Source organism: Pararhizobium sp. IMCC21322, assembly GCF_030758295.1.
In the GTDB taxonomy this organism is placed as follows: Bacteria; Pseudomonadota; Alphaproteobacteria; order Rhizobiales.
Map to the genome: position 1 here is coordinate 2032355 of NZ_CP132335.1, position 24898 is coordinate 2057252.

Genomic DNA, 24898 nt, shown 5'->3' on the forward strand with positions numbered 1-24898 from the left:
ATGGCTGAACTGGACGGAACGCCGGTTGATGAACTGACATTGGAACAGGCCGCTGGCGAACTGGAACGGTTGGCAGCAACCATCGCTGATCATGATCAGCACTACCATCAGGATGATGCGCCAAAGATAGATGATGCACAGTATGACGCTCTGAAGCGCCGCAATCTGGAAATTGAAGTGCGCTTTCCAGAATTGATCCGGTCGGATTCTCCCAGCAAGCGTGTTGGCTATGCGCCGTCGGAGAAGTTTTCAAAATACACCCACTCGGTTCCCATGCTCTCGCTGGACAACGCTTTTTCAGAGGGGGATGTACAGGATTTTGTTGGGCGAGTACGGCGTTTTCTGGGGCTTGACGGTGACGTTGCAATTCCCATCACAGCTGAACCCAAGATCGACGGCCTGTCTGCAAGCCTGCGCTATGAGAACGGCGTTCTGGTCAATGGTGCCACCCGTGGCGATGGGCAGGTCGGCGAGAATGTCACGGGAAATTTGCGCACTGTTGAAACCATCCCTCAGCGCCTGAAGGGATCTGGCTGGCCGGATATCATCGAAATACGCGGCGAAGTCTACATGGCACATGAGGATTTCAAAGCTCTGAATGCGCGGATGCTGGACAGCGGACGGCAATTTGCCAATCCGAGAAACGCCGCTGCCGGGTCCTTGCGGCAATTGGACGCCCGTATCACAGCCGAGCGCCCTTTGAGGTTTTTTGCCTATGCCTGGGGCGAAATCAGCGCTCCCGTTGCTACAAGTCAGCTTGAGATGATTGAGAATTTCAAAGCCTGGGGCTTTGACATCAATCCGCTGATGCGGCGAGGCGAAACTGTCGCCGAGCTGATTGCTGTCTACAATGATATCGAGGCGCAAAGGGCGAGCTTGGGCTATGACATTGATGGCGTGGTCTATAAAGTTGATGATTTGGCACTGCAGGCAAGGCTGGGCTTTGCGTCCCGTTTTCCGCGCTGGGCCATCGCCCACAAATTTCCTGCCGAACAGGCGACGACCATTCTCGAAGACATAGAAATTCAGGTCGGTCGCACAGGCGCACTGACACCTGTTGCCAAACTGCGCCCGGTCACCGTTGGCGGTGTCGTAGTCTCCAATGCCACCTTGCACAATGGTGACTATATTGCCGGAATTGGTGCCAATGGGGAGCCGATCCGCGAAGGTCGGGACTTGCGCAAGGGGGATCAGGTCACCGTTCAGCGTGCCGGGGATGTAATACCGCAGATCGTGGATGTGGATATTTCAGCGCGCGCTGCTAATTCCAAGCCTTTCGAGTTCCCTGAAATCTGTCCGGCCTGTGGCAGTCACGCCGTGCGCGAAGTCAATGCCAAGTCCGGCAAAATTGATGTGATACGTCGTTGTACGGGCGGTTTGATTTGTCCTGCGCAGGCCGTGGAAAAACTGAAGCACTTTGTGTCCCGCAACGCTTTGGACATTGATGGCTTTGGAGACAAGCAAGTGGAAGCGTTCTATCACGATGGTCTTGTCACACGCCCGGCAGATATCTTCACGCTCCAGGCTCGTGACAAGCGTTCTCTGAAACGTCTGAAAGACCGCGAAGGCTGGGGGGGAACCTCGGTGCGCAATTTGTTTGAAGCCATTGATGAGCGTCGCAACGTCGTTCTGAACAGGTTTATCTTTGGACTTGGCATTCGCCATATCGGGGAGGGCACAGCCAAATTGCTGGCCCGGCAATATGAAGATTTTGAGGGTTTGCGCTCTGCCGTCAAAGCTGCGGCGGACGAGACGTCTGATGCCTGGATGGATTTGGTGAATATTGACGGCATTGGGGAAACTGTTGCCCATGCTCTTGTCGAGTTCTTCACCGAGCCACACAATGATGAAGCGCTGGATACCCTGTTGGAACAGGTGAGCCCAACACCGATGGAAAAAACCGCAAGTGACAGTCCGGTTGCCGGAAAAACTGTGGTGTTTACGGGGGCACTGGAAAAGTTCTCCCGCGATGAAGCCAAAGCCATGGCCGAACGGTTAGGTGCCAAAGTCGCTGGCTCGGTTTCCAAGAAAACCGATCTTCTTGTGGCTGGCCCCGGAGCAGGGTCCAAGCTGAAAAAGGCTCAGGATCTGGAGATTGAAATTACCGACGAGGATGGTTGGCTGGCCATCGTAGGGTAGCGAGCATCTGATTCATTCGATTCACTGATTACAGCTTTCAATACAATGCGTGTGTGTTTGAACCCGTATGGTAGTATAAGACAGCATTGCTGACTTATTTATGAGGTGTGCATGTCTGTTGAAACACCACTGATCAACGAACGGCGAGAGTTCAAAGACGGTGTGAAAGCATCGCTGCCGATTGTTGCTGCCGTCAGTCCCTTCGGTGCTGTTTACGGCGCAGCGGCAATTTCCAATGGCATGAGCTTTTTTGATACCGTTTTCATGAGCGGCATTGTCTTTGCCGGAGCCAGCCAGATGGTTGCTGTTGATCTACTGGCAACGCCCCTGCCATTCTGGACAATTGTTCTGTCAGTATTCGCAGTCAATTTCAGGCATATTCTCTACAGCGCTTCGCTGGGGCGCAAAATGCATCGGTTTGGACCAATCCAGAAAGCATTGGCATTTATGCTGTTGATCGACCCGCAATGGGCGATTTGTGAAAAACGGACCCAGTCGCGGCCACTGACCGCCGGATTCTACTTCGGCCTCGCCATGCCTCTTTGGATTGTCTGGTTAGTGTCCAGCGGCTTTGGTGCCGTTTTTGGAAAGCTTGTCACCAATCCACAAGCGATTGCGTTTGATTTCATCTTGCCGATTTATTTCATAGCCCTGCTGATGGGATTTCGGGAACGGTATAGTTGGCTCCCGGTGGTTTTTGTCTCGGGCAGTGCAGCTTTGGTTGCTTTCTGGGTAATAGGCCCACCCTGGCATGTGGCCAGTGGCGCGTTTGCCGGTATTTTCTATGCTGCATGGCGTGGCAAGCCAAAGGACTTGATGGCGTTGTCCCCAAACGCAAATCAATCCGGAGAGGGTGCCAATGTCTGACATGATCTGGCTTATTCTGACCCTGGCGGTCCTGACCTATGCCACCCGATTTGGCGGGCATGTGGTCTTGTCGCGACTCAAACGGATCAACCCACGGCTTGAAGCTGCGCTTGATGCCGTTCCCGCAGCTGTCATTACGGCACTTGTGGTTCCCGCTGCCTTCACGACCGGCATTCCGGAATTTATCGGGGCCGCAATGGCAGTTGCGCTGAGCTTCCGGCTCTCAATGATCAGTGTTTTAATATTGTCCACTGGCACCGTGGCCGCTTTGCGCTATTTGCTGTGAGCTTTGCGCATCATTGGTGATGTTGCCCGTGACAGCCAGGCCGTCTCGTCCGGTGTCAGCAGATCAGTGTGAACCAGTTTTTCAAAGACTTCGTGATGGTATTCATTGAGCCACTCCAATTCCTGGTCGCTGAGACCATCAGCATCAACAGCACGTAGATCAAAAGGGCAGAATGTGATGGTCTCAAATCCCATCATGAGCATATCGCCGCCCTCAATTGGTTGCGGCTCTTCAACGATGATGAGGTTTTCCAGACGAATGCCAAAATGGCCGGGCTTGTAGTAACCGGGTTCATTGGACAGGATCATGCCCGGCTCAAGCGGCACATGACCGGTTTTGGCAATTCTTGCCGGCCCTTCATGAACATTCAAATAGGCACCAACGCCGTGGCCGGTTCCATGGCCGAAATCACAACCCGATTGCCAAAGCGGCAGCCGTGCTAGCGTATCCAATTGCGCGCCGCTGGTGCCTGATGGAAAGCGTGCGGTAGAAATGGCGATGTGGCCACGCAAGACCTGGGTGAAGCGCTGTTTGCGTTCCGCATCGACAGAACCGATGACGATTGTTCGCGTAATGTCGGTGGTGCCATCTTGATATTGCCCGCCTGAATCAACCAGATAGAGAGAGTCATCCTCAATACCCGCGTTGTGATGTTCCATAACCCGGTAATGCGGCAGCGCCGCGTTGCTGCCGGCTGCTGAAATCGTATCAAACGAAATTTCCTGCAACTGTGAGCTATCGGCCACCGCAGTTTCGCGCCTGATATCTTCAAGTTGGCGGGCAGCATCAATTTCCGTCAGACTTCCTGCCGGTTGCTGATCAAGCCAGCATAAAAACTTCACCATGGCAGCCCCATCACGCAAATGCGCCCGGCGCATGCCATCCAGTTCAACAGCGTTCTTTGTCGCCTTCATGGCCACCACCGGGTCTTTGCCTTCAACCAGTGTCGCACCACCTTGCTCAAGAACTATGCGCACAGCGTCTGCACAACTGTCTGGATCAAGCAAAATGGAAGGATTGGCGCTGGAAATACGTTCTATGGAGGCGCTGAAATCTGACATCTCTTCAATCTCGGCTATCTGAGACAGTGCATCACGAACGGAATTTGAAAGCTTTTCTCCATCGACCCAAAGAATCGGTTTTTCATTTTTTCGCAACAACGCAAAGGCAAGGGCAACCGGGTTGTGAACCACATCATTGCCTCGCAGATTGAAGGTCCAGGCAATTGAATCCGTCAGTGTGATAAGAGCCGCATCGGCGTTCATTCCATCCAGATGCTCCGAGAGGCGCTGTAGCTTGGCGGGGGCGCTCTCGCCTGCAAATGAAATGTCCTGCAGGACAATGCGACCTTTGGCAGGGGCGGGCCGGCCGCCTTCTTCCCAGATTTGATCAACCGGGTCGATAGGGCATGAAACCAGTTCTGCACCGGCTGTTTCGCAGGTTTTTTTGAAGTTGCGTACCTGTGAGACGGTCAAATAGAAGGGATGATACCCCACACGATCACCCGGTTTAAGATTGGTCTTCAGCCATTTGGCTGGACCTGTCATCACAACATCAACAGTTGAAAAAGTGTCAGGGTCAATCTGCTGAGAGGACTGTTCTGTATACCGCCCGTCAATGAACAGATATCCCCGGTCAGCCATCGCAATGGCCCAACCGGCAGAGCCAGTGAACCCGGTTATATACGACAGTCGCTCCTGATCAGCCGGCAGGTACTCGCTTTGATGTGCATCAGCGTGAGAGATGATGTAGCCATCAAGACCATTGCCTTTCAGAGCTTTTGCAAAGCGCGCAAATCTCTCTCCAAGCAGGTTCTTTCCAACGGGTGGCTGAGCAAAAGACTGAAACATAAATATCTCCTTTTATGCGCGTATGACCCGCCATCGGTCGAATGTCAAAACAGACAGCAATGCTGCATTGCGAAATAAATTCTTCGCATATGCAAAAAACGCAATGCTGACATGCAGCATTGGCCCTTTTCTTATGCGCCGTGATCCCTAAATTCTAAAACATCAGAGCGGCGCACTTTACTCCCTCCCAGATGTTGAAAGCGATCTCCTCCCACGCTGACAACGCAAGGTGCGCCGCTCGAAACCAATTTTAAAGCTAAGGACAAAGATCATGGCTACAACTGCCTCTTTTAATAAAGTCCCCGCTCGTGCCGCCGGTTCAAACTCCGTATTTCGTCGCGCAATGGACCGCATGGTATCTGCACGGGAACGTCAGGTATCCCGCTATGTAAACGGTTACCTTCTGACACTTGACGACCAGACACTGGCCGAAAATGGCTATAACCGCAAAGCGCTTGAAAAAGCAGGTTCTTCCATTTACCCGTTCTAAATCAGTCGCTTAAATCGAAATTAAAAACACCGGATGGTCTTACCATCCGGTGTTTTTTTGTATGGAGTTTGGATTCGGATGAACAACACAGGGCTCTAAAGCACGGCGCAAAAGGTCAGCGTTGTCCAGCCCTCGCGAGAAGCGCGCCGCTGCAACGCCAGACCATGTGCCACATAGGCTGCAACCACCCGGTTTGCCTGCGCATCCAGAATTCCCGAGAGTATCAGCGTTCCGCCAGCAGCCAGCTGACCGCCAATTTCTCCCGCCATTGTCATCAATGGCCCAGCCAGAATATTGGCAACAATCAGATCAAACGGTGCGGTAATGCGAATGGCCGCGTGATGCATCCCGTTTGCTTCGACTACGTGAATTCGGTTTGCGACCTGATTCAGTTGGGCATTTTCGCGTGCAACGACCACCGAAACCACATCAATATCGCTGGCCAGAACAGGTTGGTGACAGGCTTTGGCAATCGCAATGGCCAGAAGGCCTGTTCCCGTACCCATGTCAAAAATTCGTTCAAAAGAACGGCGCCTAAGAACATATTCCAGTGCCTCAAGACAGCCGGCGGTTGTGCCATGATGGCCGGTACCAAATGCCTGTCCCGCCTCAATTTCCACGCCAACCGCGCCGGCGGGAATAAGAGCCTTGTCATGGGCGCCGTGAACAAAGAATCGCCCGGCAGCAACGGGTCGCAAGCCTTCAAGGCTCATGGCCACCCAATCCTCATCGCCAACGTCTTCATGGGTCAATTTCAGACCTGACATATCGTTGGTACGCAGACCTTCGATTCGGTCCAGAACTTCTGTCAGCTCCTCTTTGGGAACATAAATATCGATGGTCCATTCCAGCGAATCGGGATTGTCGGGCTCCACCTCGAAATGCGAGATGGCATAGCCGTCTTCTTCAAACGCAGCTTCAAGCAATAAGAAGAGGTCGCTGGCTTCCGGAGTATCCAGCCGCAGCATAATACGGGATTGGTTCATGATCAGTGGGTTTCCAGAAAACTGTCGACGACTTTTTTGCGTCCGGCCTTGTCGAAATCCACTGTGAGTTTGTTGCCGTCGATCTGCGCCACCAGCCCATAGCCAAACTTCATGTGGAACACGCGTTCGCCAAGTGCAAAACTTGATGATGCAGCAGAACCGCTTTTGGCCACCAACTCACCTTCAATGGTGCGTGGGCCGCCGCTATTGCGTTTGGCGCCTTCGGTCTTGTGATGTTGTTGTGCACGCTGCCAGCCGGGGGTGGAATAAGTGTTGCGAAACGTATCCTGAGTGTCGAACCGACTGGCGCCATAGGCACCACCACCGGACGATCCATAGCCGCCATAGCTGCTGTTGCTTTCATTGATTTGGGCATGGGTCTCCGGCAGTTCGTCCAGAAAACGCGATGGAATAGAGGATTGCCAGGTACCGTGAATGCGCCGGTTTGAGACAAACCAGATCTTTGCGGCTTTCTTGGCACGCGTCAGGCCCACATAGGCCAGCCGCCGTTCTTCCTCCAGCCCGGAGCGCCCGGATTCATCCAGCGCGCGTTGATGGGGGAACAGGCCTTCTTCCCACCCGGGCAGATAGACAGTGTCGAATTCCAGACCTTTTGCAGAATGCAGCGTCATGATGCTGACCGCATCGTAATCTTCCTTCGTGTCGACATCCATAACCAGAGAGATATGCTCCAGAAAGCCGCCCATGCTTTCAAATTCTTCCATGGAGCGGATCAGCTCTTTCAGGTTTTCCAGACGGCCGGGCGCATCTGCGGATCGATCATTCTGCCACATCTCCGTGTAGCCGCTCTCATCCAGAATGATTTCGGCAATTTCCGTGTGGGGCAGATTGTCGGCCTGTTCGCGCCAGCGCGACAGGCTGGTGACCAGATTGGACAAGGCTTTGCGTGGTTTGGGCTTTAACTCTTCGGTCTGGCACAGTTCGTGCGCTGCTTGAATCAGCGGTATCGCGCGTGCCCGCGCAAAGGCGTGCAACAGATTGAGTGTTGCATCACCAAGGCCGCGGCGCGGCGTGTTGACGATCCGCTCAAAGGCCAGATCATCAGCCGGTTGCAGCATGGCGCGGAAATAGGCCAATGCATCGCGAATTTCCATGCGTTCATAAAAGCGCGGGCCGCCGATCACACGGTAATTCAGTCCTAACGTTACAAAACGATCTTCAAATGAGCGCATCTGGAACGATGCTCGTACCAGTATCGCCATGTCGTTCAGTGCATGGCCATCGCGTTGCAGTTGCTCGATATCTTCGCCAATGGCCCGGGCTTCTTCTTCTGAATCCCAGACGCTGGAGACGATAACCGGATTTCCCATTTCAGCGGTATCAGTGAACAGGGTTTTCCCAAGCCGGTCTTCATTGTTTTCAATCAACCCGGCAGCAGCGCCCAGAATATGGCCCGTCGAGCGATAATTACGCTCCAGTCGAATGACCTTGGCACCCGGAAAATCTTTCTCAAACCGCAGAATATTATCCACCTCGGCACCGCGCCAGCCATAGATCGACTGATCATCGTCGCCCACACAGCAAATATTGCTGTTGCCCTGTGCCAGAAGGCGGAGCCACATATATTGCGCCACATTGGTATCCTGATACTCGTCCACCAGAATGTATTTGAAACGGCTGTGATACTCTTTCAGTACGTCCGGATTCTTGCGGAACAAATTGAGACATTCCAGCAGCAAATCGCCAAAATCAACCGCGTTCAGGGCTTTCAAGCGGTCTTGGTAGGCCTGATACAGCTCGCCTCCTTTGCCATTGGCAAAGCTGCCCACATCGCCTTTGGGTACCTGATCTGGGGACCAGCCACGGTTTTTCCAGCTATCAATGATATTGGCCAATTGGCGTGCCGGCCAACGCTTCTCGTCAATGTTGTCCGCCTTGATGATCTGTTTCATCAGGCGAATCTGATCATCTGTGTCGAGGATCGTGAAATTCGATTTCAGGCCGACCAGCTCTGCATGTCTGCGCAGCAATTTGACGCCGATGGAATGAAAGGTGCCAAGCCAGGGCATGCCCTCTACCGCGCCACCAATCAGTTTCCCGATCCGTTCTTTCATTTCCCGTGCAGCTTTGTTGGTAAAGGTGACAGACAATATCTGCCCCGGATGTGCACTTCCCGTTGCAAGAATGTGGCCGATGCGTGTGGTCAGAACCCGTGTCTTGCCGGTTCCCGCACCAGCCAACACCAGCAGCGGCCCGTCAATGCTCTCCACAGCGTCGCGCTGTTCTGCATTCATGCCGTCCATATAAGGCGCAACCGGACGTGAAGCCGCCGCCTGTTTGCTGGCGCGCGCCGCCAGACCACCCGCCTTGGGTGTGTGCGGCGTAACAGAAGGATTTTGACGTGTGGCCATGATGGATGAATTGATTCGCTGTGTTGTTATTCAATGAAGATAGGACAGCTAAAGCGCGAACCCAATAAATTCTGTTCTATTGATGTTCTAGCGATGTTCTTCCACATTTGCATCAATCAGCGCATCATTGAAATAGGCCAGTGCCTTGACCTGAACAGCCCAACCGACAAAAGCTCTGTTTTTACCGCTTGAAACCACCGGAATGCGGCCCAGACCCGTCTCGTCGAAGGCTCGCAGGGCTGTTTCTAATGTATCGGTCAACGTCATAACCCGCATATCATCGCCAAAGCTGAATCCGTCTTTCAGGAATTCTGCATCGTCTTCGGGATTTGGCGGCTGAAGAAATTCGGCGACACGCACTGTCTGAACCAGATATTTGTGCGGCCCCACATTCACAAACAGCCCACGCATTTCCAACTGCCAGTGGAAATAGGAGCGCCCATGGATGGCCATGTTCAATCCGACCGCCACAGACACAGTCAACAAAAGCGCGATAGTGAGGCCGTAGCCGCCAGTGAGTTCAAATACGATCATAGTTGTGGAAATTGGTGCGCCAATGACTGCAGCCGACACAGCACCCATGCCCAGAATGGCATAGAGGCCCTGACTTGAGGCCATTTCCGGGAAGGCACTGGCGGCGATGATACCGAAGGCACCGCCAGCCATGGCACCCACATAAAGGGCAGGGGAGAATATGCCACCGCCAAAGCGCGACGCCAGCGTGATGGAGGTTGCAGCAGTTTTTGCAACAATCAGGGCCAGCATTAACGTCAACGGCAGTTGCTGTCTCAACGCCTGATCGGTTGCCTCATATCCCACACCCAGAACCTGCGGGAACCACAGTGCAATCAACCCAACCAGAAATCCTCCAACGACCGGCCGCAGAAAAAACGGAAAGGTCAGTCGGCGCGTGAGATAATCTGTACCGATCAGGGAAAACTGGAAAATCACAGCAACCAGAGCGCAGACAATGCCAAGAAGGAAGAATGCTGGAAATTCCAGATAAGAGGTAATCTGATAGACCGGGATCTCAAATGCCGCGACATCGCCAATCCAGACCCGTGAAAGAATTGTGCCGCAAACAGAGGCAATGACGATGGGCACAAAGGCAGTCGTTGCATAATGGCCAAGGATCACTTCCAGCGCGAACAGCACACCTGCAATGGGGGCATTGAAGCTGGCAGAGACCGCGCTTGCAACACCGCAGGCCAAAAGCGTGCGGCGGCTGGTTTCGGGCAGGCCCACGCGGCGGGTGATTGCCGTTGCAAGTGTTGCACCAAGATGAACGATTGGGCCCTCACGCCCGGCGCTAGCTCCGGAACCAAGGGAAATAGCCGTCAAAATCGCACTGCGAATTCCAGATCGCAGCCCCAGGCTTTCTGTACCGGATACGCGTGCCTCTATAACATCTGCTACGCCGCCGGTGCGCCGTCCCGGGTGAAGATATTGCAGCGCCAGCCCAACCACCAGACCGCCCGTCATGGGTGCCGCCAGTATCACCCACCAGGGCAATGCTGCAGCCGTAGACGCTACGCGTTCTGACATATCGCCCAGCCAGACCCATTGCACCGCGCCAATTGCCAGGCGAAACAGAATGGCGACAACGGCAACACCAAAGCCGATCATAGCTGCCAGAATCCACAATTCCGGCTGTCTTGTGCCAGCAAACACCCGCCAGTTCGGCTCTATCCAACTATGGGCAATTCCATAAAGACGCTTGATGTGGGAGCTCACGAAACCGGTTCCGAATTTATGGAGCCGCTGGATTTTCTTGTGAAAAAGCCGCAATGATTTTCATATCTGACAAGCTCAGGGAAGGGTGTGTTCTGCGCAGACACAAGTTGATTCTGACCAATGAGGCGGATGCGAGCATTGGCTCGATCCTCTAGGACATTCAGAAACCACAAGAAATTGGACTGCGTCAAGGGACAATGCCCCCTATATGGCAAGAATGGCTTGGTCTGCGTGTGGTGCTTTGCTACCCAGACCGGGCGACAGAAATTAACAGGATAAGAAAATGTCAGCTGACCTGGTTGCACCGAATGCCGAACGCGGAGATTTTGAGACAGTCGGCGCTGTTTTAAAGCAGCGCTTCGGTGAGCGATTTTCAACAGCGCAGGCTGTACGCGAGCAGCACGGGCATACAACAAGCTGGATAAAGAACCAGCCGCCTCAGGGGGTGGTCTTTGTTGAAACGACTGAAGATGTATCCGATGTCGTGTCCATTTGTGCGGATCATAATATTCCCATCATCCCTTATGGAACCGGCACGTCGCTTGAAGGCCATGTGAATGCACCGGAAGGCGGCGTGTCGCTGGACATGTCCAGAATGAACCGTGTGCTGAAAGTAAACGCGGAAGATCTGGACTGTGTGGTTGAACCGGGTGTGACCCGCAAACAATTGAATGATCATCTTCGCGACACCGGGCTGTTCTTCCCGATTGATCCAGGCGCTGATGCCAGCCTAGGTGGCATGGCGGCTACCAGGGCCTCTGGCACCAATGCGGTGCGCTATGGCACGATGCGCGACAATGTTATCAATCTCACGGCTGTCCTGCCGGATGGCCGGATTTTGAAAACCGGCAATCGGGCCCGCAAAAGCTCTGCGGGTTACGATCTTGCCAGATTGCTGATCGGCTCTGAAGGTACGTTGGGCATCATCACGGAACTGACCCTGAAATTGCAGGGCATCCCGCAGGCGATTTCAGGCGGCGTCTGTCCCTTCCCGACCATTGAGGACGCCTGTAACGCTGTGATTCAAACCATCCAGTATGGCATTCCGGTGGCCCGGATTGAGTTTCTCGACACCCTTCAGGTGAAAGCCTGCAATGCCTATTCCAATTTGCATTTGAGTGAACAACCAACCTTGTTCCTCGAGTTTCACGGCAGCGATGCGGGCGTTGCTGAACAGGCGGAAATGTTTGGCGAAATTGCAGACGACTGCAATGGCGGCGCGTTTGTCTGGACGGCGCAGGCAGAAGAACGGACCAAACTTTGGCAGGCGCGTCATGATGCTTATTGGGCGTCGATTGGATTGCGCTCCGGCTGCGAGGGTATCTCAACGGATGTCTGTGTGCCGATCTCCCGTCTTGCGGAATGCGTCACGGAAACGTTTCATGACATTGAGGAAATGGAACTTGTGGCCCCCATGGTTGGACATGCGGGCGATGGAAATTTCCACGTGCTGGTCTTGCTGGATATGGATGATGCCGATGAAGTGGCGCGCGCCGCCACATTTGTATCAAAGCTGAACAGGCGCGCAATTGCGATGGATGGTACTTGCACCGGCGAGCATGGCATAGGCCAGGGAAAGATGCCCTATCTTGAGGCCGAAATAGGACATGGGGTTGATCTGATCCGCCAAATTAAAGCCGCTATCGATCCGCAGAATATCATGAACCCTGGGAAAATCGTGTCTCAGGTAAAATAGTGCCAGCCAATTGATCTTGCAGGCCGAAACTGTCCCATTTGTATGCGGATAAGCAAAGAAATCGGTTGAATTCGATATGAGGCGTCTTAACGTGGTGCAAGCGTCTTTCACCGGCACCTTTGGAGCGCTGCCCTGAATAAATTATACATCTTCGTTGGAAGTTTTATCATTCTGATCCTTGTGGGCGGGTTGATAGGACCGTTTTTTATCGACTGGACTGCCTATCGGCAGATTTTTGAAGATGAGGCCTCCAAGGCGCTCGGGCATCCGGTGCGTGTAACCGGCGCAGCTGACGCCCGATTTCTGCCAATGCCGGCCATCACCTTTACCGATGTGCGCGTTGGCGAATCGGAAGGCGAAGCACTTGCGCGGATTGACGAAATTCGCGTGAGAATGGAACTGATGCCACTGCTGCGTGGCGAAATCCATATCACGGATTTGGTTGCGGAACGGCCCGTCGTTTCCGCCGCTATCGACGATTCTGGTCGTCTGGACTGGCTTTTGACTACAGATAATCGGACCCCGATTGATCCCGACAAGGTAATTTTCAACAGTGTGCGGGTTTCAAATGGGACCTTGCGGCTGATTGACGGTCGGCGTGACAATCTGTGGCAGTTGGACGATGTGAATTTTGAAGGCAATGCCCGCTCGTTGCTGGGCCCTTTCCGTGTTGAGGGTGGCTTCACTTATGAGGGGCAGCCCAATTCGTTCCGCGTTGCCACTGGCCGAACAGATGATCTGGGCAATTTGCGTGTCACCTTGCAGGTCAATCCGCTTGAAACGCCCGTGTCTCTGGCGCTTGATGGAATATTGTCGAACTCCGAAGGCGGCCCGGTCTATGAGGGCACCTATACTTTCAGTGCCTATGCCGCGGAGGAAGAGGATGATGCGCCACGAGAAGAGCCTCCAATCCGCTCACAGGGCCGCTATTCGCTGACCTCCGCCGATTTGGAATTGCCTGAATTTATCATTGCCATGGGCCCGCCAAGTCTTGCTTCCACTCTGGAAGGGACAGGACGTATTCTGTTCGGCGACACGCCGAGCTTTGATTTGAGCCTGCGCACGGATCAAATTGATCTGGACCGTTCCATCGGACGCGGCCCCTCCGAGCCGGCACGACCATCTCAGGTATCTGCCCTGCTCGGTCAGCTGGCTTTGGCAACACCAACGGAATTGGGAGTCGCTGGACGTTTGCGAATGGATGTCGGCTCAATTGTTTTGGGCGGCAGTATTGTGGAACGGCTTGCCCTCGACGCTTCAAATGATCGGGGCGGCTGGCAGATTGACAAATTTGAGGCACGGTTTCCCGGCAGGACGGCCTTCATAGCGTCCGGGCGTGTTGCGCGAAACGAGGAAACTCGGACACCGCAATTTGATGGATTTATGCGCGTTGCTTCTCTGGAGCCGGGGAACTTTGCCGTCTGGGCACGGCCAGATCAACCAGTACCGGGTACGCCGCCGCCAGCAGTGCAATTTGAAGCGCGTACCGAATTTGGCCGCGAGCATCTGGTTCTGGAAGAAATCACGGGTACGCTTGGAAACGACGCCCTGTCCGGTAATCTGGATTTGAGAACGCCTCTGGGTGCACGCAGCCAATTGGATATGACCATTGATGCAGAACTGCTGGATCTGGACGCCATCAATGATCTGACCCGGCTTCTGTCTGGCCGCGATGCGGTTGCAGCTGCAGCTGTCACGGACAATGTGTCACTGAACCTGCATGCAAACCGGCTGGTCAGCGAAGGCGTGAATGCACGTGACGTCATCGTTGAAGCGTCACTGGCAGACGAAGTGCTGGAGTTAAAACGTTTTCAGATTGACGCCGTTGCCGGTGCTAATATTACAGCCATTGGACGGCTGGAAAACGTGTTCAGCAGTCCGATTGGCACAATGACTGCCGAGCTTGAGGCACCGGATTTGTCTGGCCTGCTGCGGCTTATGACACCCTATCTGGAAGATCTGCCAGTCTTCAATGCGATCACCATTGCCGCGCCTGCTTTGGCTCCGGCAGATCTGGATATTCGCTTTTCCTCTGAAACAAAAGCAGAAGGCATTCAGGCCAATCTTCAGCTGGGTGGAACAGCTGGCGGGTCCCCGCTGTCTTTCAAGGGCGAGTTCAATGGTCGTCCTGACGTGATGGAAAGTGGCGAAGTGACCTTCACATTGGCCGCTGATTCAGAGGATTCCGCACAATTGCTGCGGCAATTCTCAATCCCGGCTGAGCCAACTTTGGAGCCGGTTTTCGGGGCGTTGAGCATGTCCGGTCAAGGGTCGCTGGATGCAGGAATATTCTCCAGTCTGATCGCCGATCTTGCTGGCACGCGCATAAATGCTGAAGGTTTTATCCGCCCCGGCAACGGCGCAGCCCTTGGATTTGACGGGTCGTTGACCCTGAAAACGAATGCGGTCAATCCGCTGTTGAAGATGGCAGGCATCACCTTCGCCGGCGCTTTGCAGAGCGAAGTGGGACTGGTCAGAGACCTGCCGCTGGAATTGGCCGGTCAGATCAGCCTGGATGGTGCGCGAATGGACGCGGAAATTTCCAGCGCCAGAATTGACGGCGAGGATATCACGGGAAGCGGAACACTGGATTTGTCAGACGACACCCCCAGTCTTGTCGGCGATTTTTCAGTGGATCGGCTGAGCTTGCCGTGGCTGCTGTCACTTGGTCTTGGAGAAGACCCGCTGGCAATTGTCATTGACGAAACAATCTGGTCCGAAAATCCGTTCAACGTGACAGCCCTTCGTGATTTGGAACTGGCAGTTGGATTGCGGGCAAAAATCATTGAGTTATCAGATCGCCTGGTTGCTGACTCTGGTGGTGTGACCTTGACCGCGCGCACCGGTAGCCTGGGTGTAGAGATAATCGAGGCGGGCTTTGCAGGTGGTCTTCTGTCAAGCGTCATCAACATTCGCAACACGCTTGGCTCGGTCGTCTTGGATGGTCGGGTGAGATTGCAGGAAGCTGCTCTGGAAGAACTGGTCTGGCGTCCCGAAGGCCGCGCTTCTGCCTTGGGTGGACTGAATTTCTCGGCCAATTTCGAAGGCAATGGCGACACCATGAAGGAGCTTGTCTCCAGCCTGACAGGCGGTGGTACTCTGCTGGTTGAAAACGGCGAGTTTCGCAGCATCAACCCTTTGGCCTTCAAAAAAACCATGAGGGCGGTGGATGCCGGGCTTGAACTTGAAGAAGAGAAAATCACCGAGGAATTCCTGAAGCACATCAATGATGGTGTGCTGCCCTTCAATTCTGCGGAAGGCGTGTTCTCCATCGTCTCCGGTTCTGTCCGCGCGGGTTCAGTCTCTGTAGATGCCGGGGAGGCGTCGGCGCTTGGCGGCGGCACAATTGATCTCATCAACTTGTTGCTTGAAAGCGACTGGACCTTGCGAATGGACCCAGGCACTGAAGCTGTTATTGGCGCTGAACCTCAGATCGACATCAGCTTTGGTGGCACTTTGGAAAACCCCGAACGTGAGTTTGATGTCTCAGCTTTGACAGGTTTTCTGACCCTGCGGGAATTCGAGCGCGAAGTGGCGCGTATTGAAAATCAGGAAGAAGACATTCTGGAAAAGGAATGGTTTGGACGTCAACTGCGCATGTTGCGTGAACGCCGCCAGAAGCGTGAGGCCGCAAATGCTGTGCCGCCAGCGCCTCAAATCAATCTGGAAAACCAGATTCGCGATGCGTTGCAGAATCCGCTCCAATAACCAGCTTTACTGATCACCGCGCCGCGCCGCTTTCCTGCTGATAATAGCGCAACACCATCACCCGGATGGCACTGGACAGATTTTCTGACGGTAGATCAGTCAGACCAGCGGTACGGGCCTCATCAATCTCCCGGATTAAGGATTGCAGCGATACATCGCGTTCGCGTGCAATGTGCTGCAGCCCATTCCAGAAAGCATCCTCAAGAGAGATGCTTGTGCGGTGGCCCTCAATGGAAATCGAGTGCTTTTTCAAGACACATCATCCCGGCGAGATCATCTTCGAAGGCACGACAATCTCATCATATTCCGCTTCCGTCACAAGTCCGGTCGCCAGCGTCTCCTCTTTCAGCGTGGTGCCGTTCTTGTGGGCTGTTTTGGCGATTTTCGCTGCATTGTCATAGCCGATTTTTGGCGCCAGTGCCGTGACCAGCATCAGTGAGCGTTCCAGCCCGCTTTGAATGTTTTCCAGCCTTGGCTCCAGGCCAACAACACAATTGTCAGCAAAGGAAACCGCCGCATCGGACATCAGGCGGACGGATTGAAGGAAATTATAGGCCATCACAGGGTTGAAGACATTCAATTCGAAATGGCCCTGACTGCCGGCAAAGGTCAGCGCTGCATTATTGCCGAAAATCTGCACACAGACTTGCGTCAAGGCTTCGCATTGTGTCGGGTTGACCTTGCCCGGCATGATGGATGATCCGGGCTCATTTTCCGGAAGTGACAACTCGCCAAGGCCGGCACGCGGGCCAGAGCCTAAAAAGCGGATATCATTGGCGATTTTAAACAGCGAAGCGGCAACGGTGTTGATCGCGCCATGAGAAAAGACCATCGCATCATGGGCGGCCAGGGCCTCAAACTTATTGGGTGCGGTGGTGAACTTCATGCCGGTAATACTGGCAATCTCGTCAGCCACTTTTTCCGCAAAACCAATGGGTGCATTCAGCCCTGTACCAACGGCAGTGCCGCCTTGCGCCAGCTCCATCAGCTTGGGCATGGCGCTTGTGATGCGTTCAATGCCATTATCAAGTTGCTGCACATAGGCGGAAAATTCCTGACCCAGTGTCAGGGGCGTTGCGTCCTGCGTATGGGTTCGGCCAATCTTGATGATCTTGTCCCAGGCCTGTGCCTTGTCATTCAGCGCATTGCGCAATTGCTGCAGGGCAGGGAGCAAACGATGCTCGATTTCCTCAGCGCAGGCCACATGCATAGCAGTGGGGAATGTGTCATTGGAGGATTGCGACATGTTGCAGTGATCATTGGGATGCACAGGTTTTTTGGACCCCATCTCACCGCCCAGAATTTCGATGGCGCGGTTGGAAATCACTTCATTGGCATTCATATTGGATTGGGTGCCGGAACCGGTCTGCCAGACCACAAGCGGGAAATGAGCGTTCAGCTTGCCTTCAATAACTTCCTGCGCCGCAGTCACAATGGCATCGCCAAGTTTTGGATCGAGCCGATCCAGCGACATATTGGCCCGCGCTGCAGCCTGTTTGACAATACCAAGCGCCCGAACAATTGGCTCTGGCTGTTTTTCCCAGCCGATTTTGAAATTACCAAGAGACCGTTGCGCCTGTGCGCCCCAATACCGGTCGCTCTGGACTTCAATCGGGCCAAACGTATCAGATTCCGTACGTGTTGCGGTCATGGCGTGTTCCATCCAGTCATATAATCAGTGAAAATCAGTTCTTTTTGCGGAAGGAGTCCAGCGAAACAACATCAGCGCCTTTGGTGTCGTCCTCATCAGTCACATCATCACCCTCAACGTCGGGCAGGTCTGACGGCTCACCATCTGCGTCTTCGTCATTGTCGGCTTCCGCCGTGGCCTTGGCGGCTTCCTCAGTCTCGCGCTTGGCAGCTTCTTCTGCCATGCGCGCCGCTTCTTCGCGCTGCTTTTCCCGCTCGCTTGGGAGCATTGGACGGGTGGCATGCAATTCTTCTACCTGAGCCGGGGCCGTTGGCACTGCAGCCAGCTCAACAGCATCGCTGCCTTCGCCTGCAACATCGTCATTTGTCTCAGCATCTTCATCTGCCGATTTGGCCATTTCAGGATCAAACTGAAGACCGAATTGCACCGACGGGTCATAAAACGCCTTGATGGCGGCAAAGGGAACATGCAGGCGTTCGGGAATGGCATTGAAGGACAAGCCAATCTCGAACGATTGCTCACCAACAATCAGATCCCAAAATTGGTGCTGCAGCACAATCGTCATTTCTTCAGAGTATTGAGACTTGAGCCGGTTGGAGATTCGCACCCCCGTTGCCGTGGTGCTGAAGGTGATGAAAAAATGGTGTTCGCCGGGAAGGCCGGTCTGAGAGACTTCCACAAGGAGTTTCCGAAGCATTCCGCGCAGCGCCTCCTGCGCCAGCACGTCGTAACGGATCATGTCTTTTGCCATAGGAATCGCAGCTCCGGTGTTCGCCCAGTTACCAAGGTGATAAAGCGTCACTGCGGGGTAGGGCAAGAGCCTAATGGAGATATTGCAGTTACGGCACGACCGATCCGGAAATGCGGACACGGATAAGTGGAGGCTTCTGTTGCCAGGTGCCTCCGAACCCCGCCAGTTCATGCGAATGAACTGGGCTTCAGTTGAAGTTGTCGAACCGCATTACGCAGCCAGACGAACCTCCGCATAGTTGTCATTTGCAACTACTAAAATGGTCCGATATCGGTGGTACCATGCCGAGCGAAAACACAATTTTTACACCCTCGTCGAAGCTGTTTCGCCCCCGCCGAAGCACACTTGCACTGAATCACATACATTGTGTCAAATGCGCTTTGGTGGAGGCGCCGGGTACCGCCCCCGGGTCCGAGTAGCTTATTACAGAGGCCATTTATCGCCATAGTCGGCTTGCACCGACAAAAGGAGATATAACAACTAAGCGGCGTTCTTTAAAGGCCTGTCATCAGGACAGTGCAAAACTCCTGTATAAACAAAACAGGTTCTGACGCGCTGCTCGCGGAAATGTGCATTGCAAGTGAACTGTGGATTTCTTTTATTGTTGCGGAAATCAGTCATCACTTCAGCAGATCGGGAATCGACATGCCCTCATTCAACCGCCGCAACTTCTTGACCCTCACAGCCTCTGCAGCCGTGGCTGCATCGCTGGGCCTTATTTCCAGCAGCGCCTTTGCCGCCAAGCCAGACATCTTTACCGGCCTGGTTAAAGGTGTCGCCGTTGCGGGTTACGATCCGGTCGCCTATTTCACCCAAGGCAAGCCTGTTAAAGGCAGCACAGAGCACAGCCTTTCGCATGAAGGCGCGGAATGGCGTTTTTCCAGCGCTGACAACAAAACCATGTTCGAGGCCAATCCAGCCAGATATGCCCCACAATATGGCGGCTATTGCGCTTATGCTGTGTCACAGGGCTACACTGCCAAGGGCGAGCCTGATGTCTGGAAAGTCGTCGATGACAAGCTTTATCTGAATTTCAGCCGTGGTGTTCAGCGCCGCTGGGAAAAAGACATTCCGGGCCACATCGTACAAGGCGATGGCAACTGGCCAACAGTTCTGAATAATTGAGTTTTGGCCAACTGAGTTTTGGCCAACTGAGTTTTGGCCAACTGAGTTTAAACTAACTGATCCTCCAAAGATCTTATCAGCAGCAATGGCTACGGATTCCGGTCAAACACCAGAAACGTAGCCATTGCTGTATCTTTTGCGCCTTGCGGCAACTTTTGACTGTCGCTCTTTATCCAGTCCTGCTCTGAAAGGCCGGGGAAGAACGTATCCCCCTCGGGCTCAATATGTATGCGCGTTAAGTAAATGCGAGAGGCCAGGGGCAGGGCCTGTGCATAAATCTCGCCGCCACCGATAATCATGATTTCAGCCGCGTTGCCAGCAAGCTCCAGTGCCGCGTCCAAAGTGGCCGCAACATCCACCCCGTCAGCCTGCCAGTCCGAATTACGCGTCACCACAATATTTTGACGGCCCGGAAGCGGGCGACCAATCGACTCAAACGTTTTTCGGCCCATGACAATCGGTTTTCCGCTTGTGATGGCTTTAAAGTTCTTCAAATCACCCGACACATGCCAGGGCATCTCGCCCTGATGGCCGATCACGTTGTTTTCAGCCGCGGCTACAACAATGCTGATTTTCGAACTATCGGAAATCATACAGCAATCGGTGCCTTTATATGCGGGTGCGGGTCATAGCCGGTGATTTTAAAATCCTCGAACTGGAAGTCAAAGATCGAATCGCGGTCATTCAACAGGTTCAGTTTTGGCAGTGGTTTTGGTTCCCGGCCCAACTGCAATTCGGTCTGCTCCAGATGATTGAGATACAAATGCGCATCGCCCAGCGTATGGACAAAATCACCAACCTGCAGATTGCAGACTTCCGCAACCATATGGGTCAACAGGGCGTAAGACGCGATGTTAAACGGCACACCCAGAAAAATATCGGCGGACCGTTGATACAATTGGCAGGACAAGCGCCCGTCAGCCACATAAAACTGAAACAGACAATGGCACGGCGGCAGCGCCATTTCGGGCACATCTGCCGGGTTCCAGGCGCTGACAATCAACCGGCGGCTGTCCGGATTGGTACGGATCATCTCAATCAACTGCGATATCTGATCAATCGTGCCGCCCTTATTATCGGGCCATGATCGCCATTGATGCCCATAAACCGGCCCCAGATCACCAGCTTCATCAGCCCAGTCATCCCAGATCGAAACACGGTTTTCATTGAGATAGGCAATGTTTGTATCGCCGTTCAAAAACCACAGCAATTCATAGATGATGGAGCGCAGATGCAGTTTCTTGGTGGTGACCAGCGGAAACCCTTTGGATAAATCAAAGCGCATTTGATGCCCGAACACCGATTTTGTGCCGGTTCCGGTGCGATCTTCCTTGCTGTGCCCCGTGTCCACAACGCGTTGCATGAGATCAAGATATTGCTTCACAATTGAGCGCTTTCACGAATCTGTTTTGATCGCGCCACAATACATGTCTCTGCCGCAAATGGGGAGCCGATACGGGAGCTGGATTCACAGCTTTCAGATAGGGTCTGGTCACGGCGCACTTCGACCTTTAAAAAGCACAGCTTCTGCCTCTGCAATACACAAGAAATTATGGGAAGAGATTCTATGGCTCACCGCGTCACAGATCATGATCTGCAAATCGACGAAAAACTGCATCAATTCATTGAAGAAAAGGCGTTGCCCGGCACTGGCGTCAGCAGCGAATCCTTCTGGGGTGGTTTGAGCAAACTGATCCACGAACTCGGTCCCAAAAACGCAGCTCTTCTTGCAAAACGCCAAGACATTCAGACTGAAATCGATAATTGGCATCTGACACACAAAGGTCAGGCGCAGGACATGGAAGCCTACAAGGCGTTCCTGACCGAGATTGGCTATCTGGTGCCGGAAGGCCCCGCTTTTGAAATTGAGACCGAAGCCGCCGATCCGGAAATCTGCGATATTGCCGGGCCGCAGCTGGTCGTGCCGGTTATGAATGCACGCTATGCCCTGAATGCCGCCAATGCGCGCTGGGGTTCGCTTTATGATGCGCTGTACGGCACCGACGCCATGGGCGATTTGCCAGCATCAAAAACCTATGATGCGGAACGCGGTGCCCGTGTCATCGCCTGGGCGCGTGATTTTCTGAATGATGCTGTGCCTCTGGATGGTGATTGGACAGAAGCCACCGGCCTGTCCATCAAGGATGGCAAATTGTCTGTTGCCACCAGCGCTGGCGACATTGGCCTGAAATCCGCCGACCAGTTGGTTGGCTTTCTGGGCGATGCAGGCGCGCCTTCCTCCGTGGTTCTGAAGAACAATGGTCTGCATGTGGAAATCGTGGTCGATGCTTCCAGCCCCATTGGCAGCTCTGACAGCGCCAGCATTTCTGATGTGCGTCTGGAATCAGCCATGTCCACCATAATGGATTGCGAAGATTCCATCGCTGCGGTGGATGCGGAAGACAAAATTGCCGTTTACACAAACTGGCTTGGCCTGATGAAGGGCGATCTGACCGAAGAAGTCAGCAAGGGCGGCAAAAGCTTTACCCGCAAGCTCAACCCGGATGTCACCTATCAGTCCGCTGATGGTGGTTCGGTCACGCTGAAAGCCCGCTCACTGATGCTGGTGCGCAATGTGGGTCACTTGATGACCAACCCTGCAATCCTCGACAAGGATGGCAATGAAGCCCCCGAAGGCATGCTGGATGCAGCCATCACAGTGCTGATCGCCATTCATGATCGCAACCGCGACGAAAACAAGAATTCTGAAGTCGGCTCCGTCTACATTGTAAAACCCAAAATGCACGGCCCGGAAGAGGTCGCTTTTGCCGATGAAATTTTCACGAATGTTGAAAATTTCCTGGGCCTGCCTGCCAACACGGTCAAAATGGGCATCATGGATGAAGAGCGCCGCACCACGGTGAATTTGAAAGAGTGTATTCGCGCCGCCAAAAACCGGGTTGTCTTCATCAACACCGGCTTCCTCGATCGCACAGGCGATGAAATGCACACCTCCATGGAAGCTGGTGCCATGATCCGCAAAGCGGATATGAAAACACAGCCATGGATCTCCGCTTATGAAGACTGGAATGTCGATGTCGGTCTGGCCTGCGGTCTGCGCGGCAAAGCCCAGATCGGCAAAGGCATGTGGGCCATGCCCGATTTGATGCAGGACATGCTGGAACAAAAGATCGGCCATCCCAAAGCCGGTGCCAACTGCGCCTGGGTGCCATCGCCAACAGCCGCCACACTGCACGCCACCCACTACCACAAGGTTGATGTCAGCGAAGTTCAGGCCGGGCTTGCCAAAGGCGGACCGCGTGCAAAACTGGACGATATTCTGACCATCCCGCTGGCCGACCGGCCCAACTGGTCCCCGGAAGATGTGAAGGCCGAACTCGACAACAATGCACAGGGCATTCTCGGCTATGTTGTGCGCTGGGTTAATCAGGGCGTTGGTTGTTCAAAAGTTCCCGACATCAACAATGTCGGCCTGATGGAAGACCGCGCCACCTGCCGCATCTCCTCGCAACATCTGGCCAACTGGCTGCATCATGGCGTGGTGACGCAGGAAAAGGTCATGGAAACCATGAAGCGCATGGCAGCCGTGGTCGACGGCCAGAATGCCGGCGACCCGGATTACACTCCCATGGCCCCCGATTGCGACGGCATTGCCTTCGGCGCTGCCTGCGATCTGGTGTTTGAGGGCCGTGTGCAGCCGTCCGGTTATACGGAGCCGATCCTGCATCGCAGACGGCTGGAGCTGAAAGCTCAGCAGGGTCTGAATTGATTAAAGGCGCAACTTCGGTTGCGCCTTTTGTCTTCTCGGGAGACCCGCAGGACCCAGATTCAGGAACGCCTGAACATCGCTGGTAAACCAGCGTCCTCTTGGCATATCAGCAAGATATGAGCGCATTGCAGAATGTTGGTTTCAAGCAGGCGGTCACGTGTTGGGACGAGGCCGTTTTGACCAGATGTTTGGGTGAAATAGATTTTGCCGGAACACTGTGTCTCAAACTCCGGCTTGAGACTGCATGACCGTTTCCTCAAAAGCCTGAACTGATATCTCGCGCAGTGTAAGTTCGCTTCCCGCAAGAAACGGGTGGTCACTTTAAGATCGGTCGCGGTACTGGAACGCAGCAACCCATGCCTCTGGAGCCGTTCGACATGACCAACGCCACATCGCCCACACTGGATGTGAAATCGACAAGCTTGTTGTTAATGCTGGCAGCGATTTGGGGTGGATCGTTTTTCTTCAATGAAATAGCGCTGCGTGAAGTGCCACCGCTCACCATTACCCTCCACAGAGTCATCTGGGCCGTGCCAATCCTGGCCGTGATTGTGTATCTGAAGCGGGTTGCCGTTCCCCGTTCCAAAAGTGTTTGGGGCGCTTATCTTGTCATGGGCGCACTTAATAATGCGGTTCCATTTTCGTTGATCGTGTGGGGGCAGACACAGATTGAAAGCGGATTGGCCTCTATTCTGAACGGGACCACAGCCATGTTTGCGGCGGTGGCCGCAGGGTTGCTGCTGAAGGATGAGCCTTTGACGGCAAAGAAAATACTTGGTGCGGTGCTGGGTCTTGCCGGTGTGGCTTTTATCATGGGCCCCAATGCGCTGACTGAATTCAATCTCACCAATCTGGCTCAACTCGCCATTCTCGGCGCAACACTGTCTTACGCATTCGCCAGTGTTTGGGGAAAAGCAGCACTGGCTGGCCATCCGCCGCTAATGAACGCACTCGGAATGTTGATCGGCAGCACCGTGTTGATGATCCCGATTGTGCTTGTTGTCGACGGCCCGCCAAACCTTGCACTGTCCGCAAGCGTCTGGGGTGCACTGCTGGGCCTGGCAACTTTGTCGACGGCGATGGCCTATGTCCTCTATTTCGCCATTCTCGCACGGGCCGGAGCCGCCAATTTGATGCTGGTCACATTGCTCGTTCCCCCCTTCGCAATTGCCCTTGGAGTGCTGTTTCTGGGGGAGCGAATGGGACCAGAGGCGTGGATCGGCTTTGCCATCATCGGCCTGGGCTTCGCAGTGACGGACGGACGGTTGTTGTCGTTTTTCATTCGAAAGTTCTCTGCGGACGCGGGCAGGGGGCAATCTTAGGCAGGCGTTTGTTTCGGCCCATAACCGACTTTCAAGTCATGCCCACCAGTCCTCAAAATGTGAGGATGAGCTCCGCTCAAAAGTAGCGGAGGTTGCCGGGTTGAGGTCAAAGGTGAAATTCCAAAAAGGTCGACACCTATATCATCGGATTATTGAAACAGGCATCAAAAAATGAGTCAATGGAACCGTGA

18 protein-coding genes and 1 other RNA gene are annotated in these 24898 nt (G+C 53.9%); 9 read left to right on the plus strand and 10 right to left on the minus strand.

The genetic code is table 11. The features are described 5' to 3' along the window. The 3 genes from ligA (at position 1) to RAL91_RS09825 (ending at position 3292) form a co-directional block, all read left to right on the plus strand. A complete protein-coding gene (gene ligA, locus RAL91_RS09815) occupies positions 1 to 2139 on the plus strand; it encodes an NAD-dependent DNA ligase LigA (protein ID WP_306261788.1) in 2139 nt (712 codons plus the stop codon). A 111-nt stretch (positions 2140 to 2250) separates the two neighbouring features. Continuing rightward, positions 2251 to 3006 carry an AzlC family ABC transporter permease gene (locus RAL91_RS09820; RefSeq protein ID WP_306261790.1) on the plus strand — a complete coding sequence of 252 codons (756 nt, stop codon included), beginning with the start codon at positions 2251 to 2253 and terminating at the stop codon, positions 3004 to 3006. Continuing rightward, positions 2999 to 3292 carry an AzlD family protein gene (locus RAL91_RS09825; RefSeq protein WP_306261792.1) on the plus strand — a complete coding sequence of 98 codons (294 nt, stop codon included), beginning with the start codon at positions 2999 to 3001 and terminating at the stop codon, positions 3290 to 3292. Before RAL91_RS09820 ends, RAL91_RS09825 begins: the two co-directional genes overlap by 8 nt. Here RAL91_RS09825 and RAL91_RS09830 read toward each other — a convergent pair. Beyond that, complete coding sequence (locus RAL91_RS09830) at positions 3280 to 5142, minus strand: aminopeptidase P family protein (protein WP_306261793.1); 1863 nt, start codon at positions 5140 to 5142, stop codon at positions 3280 to 3282. The two genes, RAL91_RS09825 and RAL91_RS09830, sit on opposite strands and share 13 nt — an antisense overlap. A 271-nt stretch (positions 5143 to 5413) precedes the next feature. On the opposite strand from RAL91_RS09830, the gene RAL91_RS09835 reads away from it, so the two are divergent. Beyond that, positions 5414 to 5632, plus strand: a complete 219-nt coding sequence (locus RAL91_RS09835; protein ID WP_306263128.1) for a hypothetical protein — start codon at positions 5414 to 5416, stop codon at positions 5630 to 5632. Between the two features lie 95 nt (positions 5633 to 5727). Here the strand turns inward: RAL91_RS09835 and RAL91_RS09840 are convergent, their stop codons facing one another. From RAL91_RS09840 to RAL91_RS09850, 3 genes are all read right to left on the minus strand, one after another. Further along, a complete protein-coding gene (locus RAL91_RS09840) occupies positions 5728 to 6618 on the minus strand; it encodes a 50S ribosomal protein L11 methyltransferase (protein ID WP_306261795.1) in 891 nt (296 codons plus the stop codon). 2 nt (positions 6619 to 6620) lie between these two features. Continuing rightward, on the minus strand, positions 6621 to 8990 hold the full coding sequence (locus RAL91_RS09845) for an ATP-dependent helicase (RefSeq protein ID WP_306261796.1): 2370 nt from the start codon (positions 8988 to 8990) through the stop codon (positions 6621 to 6623). A gap of 87 nt (positions 8991 to 9077) precedes the next feature. Next, a complete protein-coding gene (locus tag RAL91_RS09850; protein ID WP_306261798.1) occupies positions 9078 to 10724 on the minus strand; it encodes a chloride channel protein in 1647 nt (548 codons plus the stop codon). Between the two features lie 283 nt (positions 10725 to 11007). Here RAL91_RS09850 and RAL91_RS09855 point away from each other — a divergent pair, with 283 nt between their 5' ends. Then, a complete protein-coding gene (locus RAL91_RS09855; RefSeq protein WP_306261800.1) occupies positions 11008 to 12420 on the plus strand; it encodes an FAD-binding oxidoreductase in 1413 nt (470 codons plus the stop codon). Positions 12421 to 12567: 147 nt separating this feature from the next. Further along, positions 12568 to 16128, plus strand: coding sequence for an AsmA family protein (locus RAL91_RS09860; protein WP_306262870.1), 3561 nt, complete (start codon positions 12568 to 12570; stop codon positions 16126 to 16128). A gap of 13 nt (positions 16129 to 16141) precedes the next feature. Here the strand turns inward: RAL91_RS09860 and RAL91_RS09865 are convergent, their stop codons facing one another. From RAL91_RS09865 to ssrA, 4 genes are all read right to left on the minus strand, one after another. Then, positions 16142 to 16381, minus strand: a complete 240-nt coding sequence (locus RAL91_RS09865) for a ribbon-helix-helix domain-containing protein (protein WP_306261802.1) — start codon at positions 16379 to 16381, stop codon at positions 16142 to 16144. A gap of 6 nt (positions 16382 to 16387) precedes the next feature. Then, positions 16388 to 17779 carry a class II fumarate hydratase gene (gene fumC, locus RAL91_RS09870; RefSeq protein WP_306261804.1) on the minus strand — a complete coding sequence of 464 codons (1392 nt, stop codon included), beginning with the start codon at positions 17777 to 17779 and terminating at the stop codon, positions 16388 to 16390. Positions 17780 to 17813: 34 nt separating this feature from the next. After that, positions 17814 to 18518, minus strand: a complete 705-nt coding sequence (locus RAL91_RS09875; RefSeq protein ID WP_306261806.1) for an SspB family protein — start codon at positions 18516 to 18518, stop codon at positions 17814 to 17816. A 137-nt stretch (positions 18519 to 18655) separates the two neighbouring features. Then, positions 18656 to 19033: a transfer-messenger RNA gene (ssrA, locus tag RAL91_RS09880) on the minus strand. Between the two features lie 142 nt (positions 19034 to 19175). Here ssrA and RAL91_RS09885 point away from each other — a divergent pair. After that, the gene (locus tag RAL91_RS09885; protein WP_306261807.1) at positions 19176 to 19655 is read left to right on the plus strand and encodes a YHS domain-containing (seleno)protein; all 480 of its coding nucleotides are present in this window, start codon (positions 19176 to 19178) and stop codon (positions 19653 to 19655) included. An 89-nt stretch (positions 19656 to 19744) separates the two neighbouring features. On the opposite strand, the gene RAL91_RS09890 is transcribed toward RAL91_RS09885, so the two are convergent. Together RAL91_RS09890 and RAL91_RS09895 are read right to left on the minus strand one after the other, a co-directional pair. Then, positions 19745 to 20248 (minus strand): dihydrofolate reductase, encoded by a 504-nt coding sequence (locus RAL91_RS09890; protein ID WP_306261810.1) that lies wholly within the window; start codon positions 20246 to 20248, stop codon positions 19745 to 19747. Next, positions 20245 to 21039 carry a thymidylate synthase gene (locus RAL91_RS09895; protein WP_306261812.1) on the minus strand — a complete coding sequence of 265 codons (795 nt, stop codon included), beginning with the start codon at positions 21037 to 21039 and terminating at the stop codon, positions 20245 to 20247. Before RAL91_RS09895 ends, RAL91_RS09890 begins: the two co-directional genes overlap by 4 nt. 183 nt (positions 21040 to 21222) lie before the next feature. Between RAL91_RS09895 and RAL91_RS09900 the strand changes: the two genes are divergently transcribed. After that, entirely contained in the window at positions 21223 to 23385 is a 2163-nt protein-coding gene (locus tag RAL91_RS09900) for a malate synthase G (protein ID WP_306261814.1), read from the plus strand. Between the two features lie 377 nt (positions 23386 to 23762). Then, a complete protein-coding gene (locus RAL91_RS09905; RefSeq protein ID WP_306261816.1) occupies positions 23763 to 24707 on the plus strand; it encodes a DMT family transporter in 945 nt (314 codons plus the stop codon). Positions 24708 to 24898: the final 191 nt, after the last annotated feature.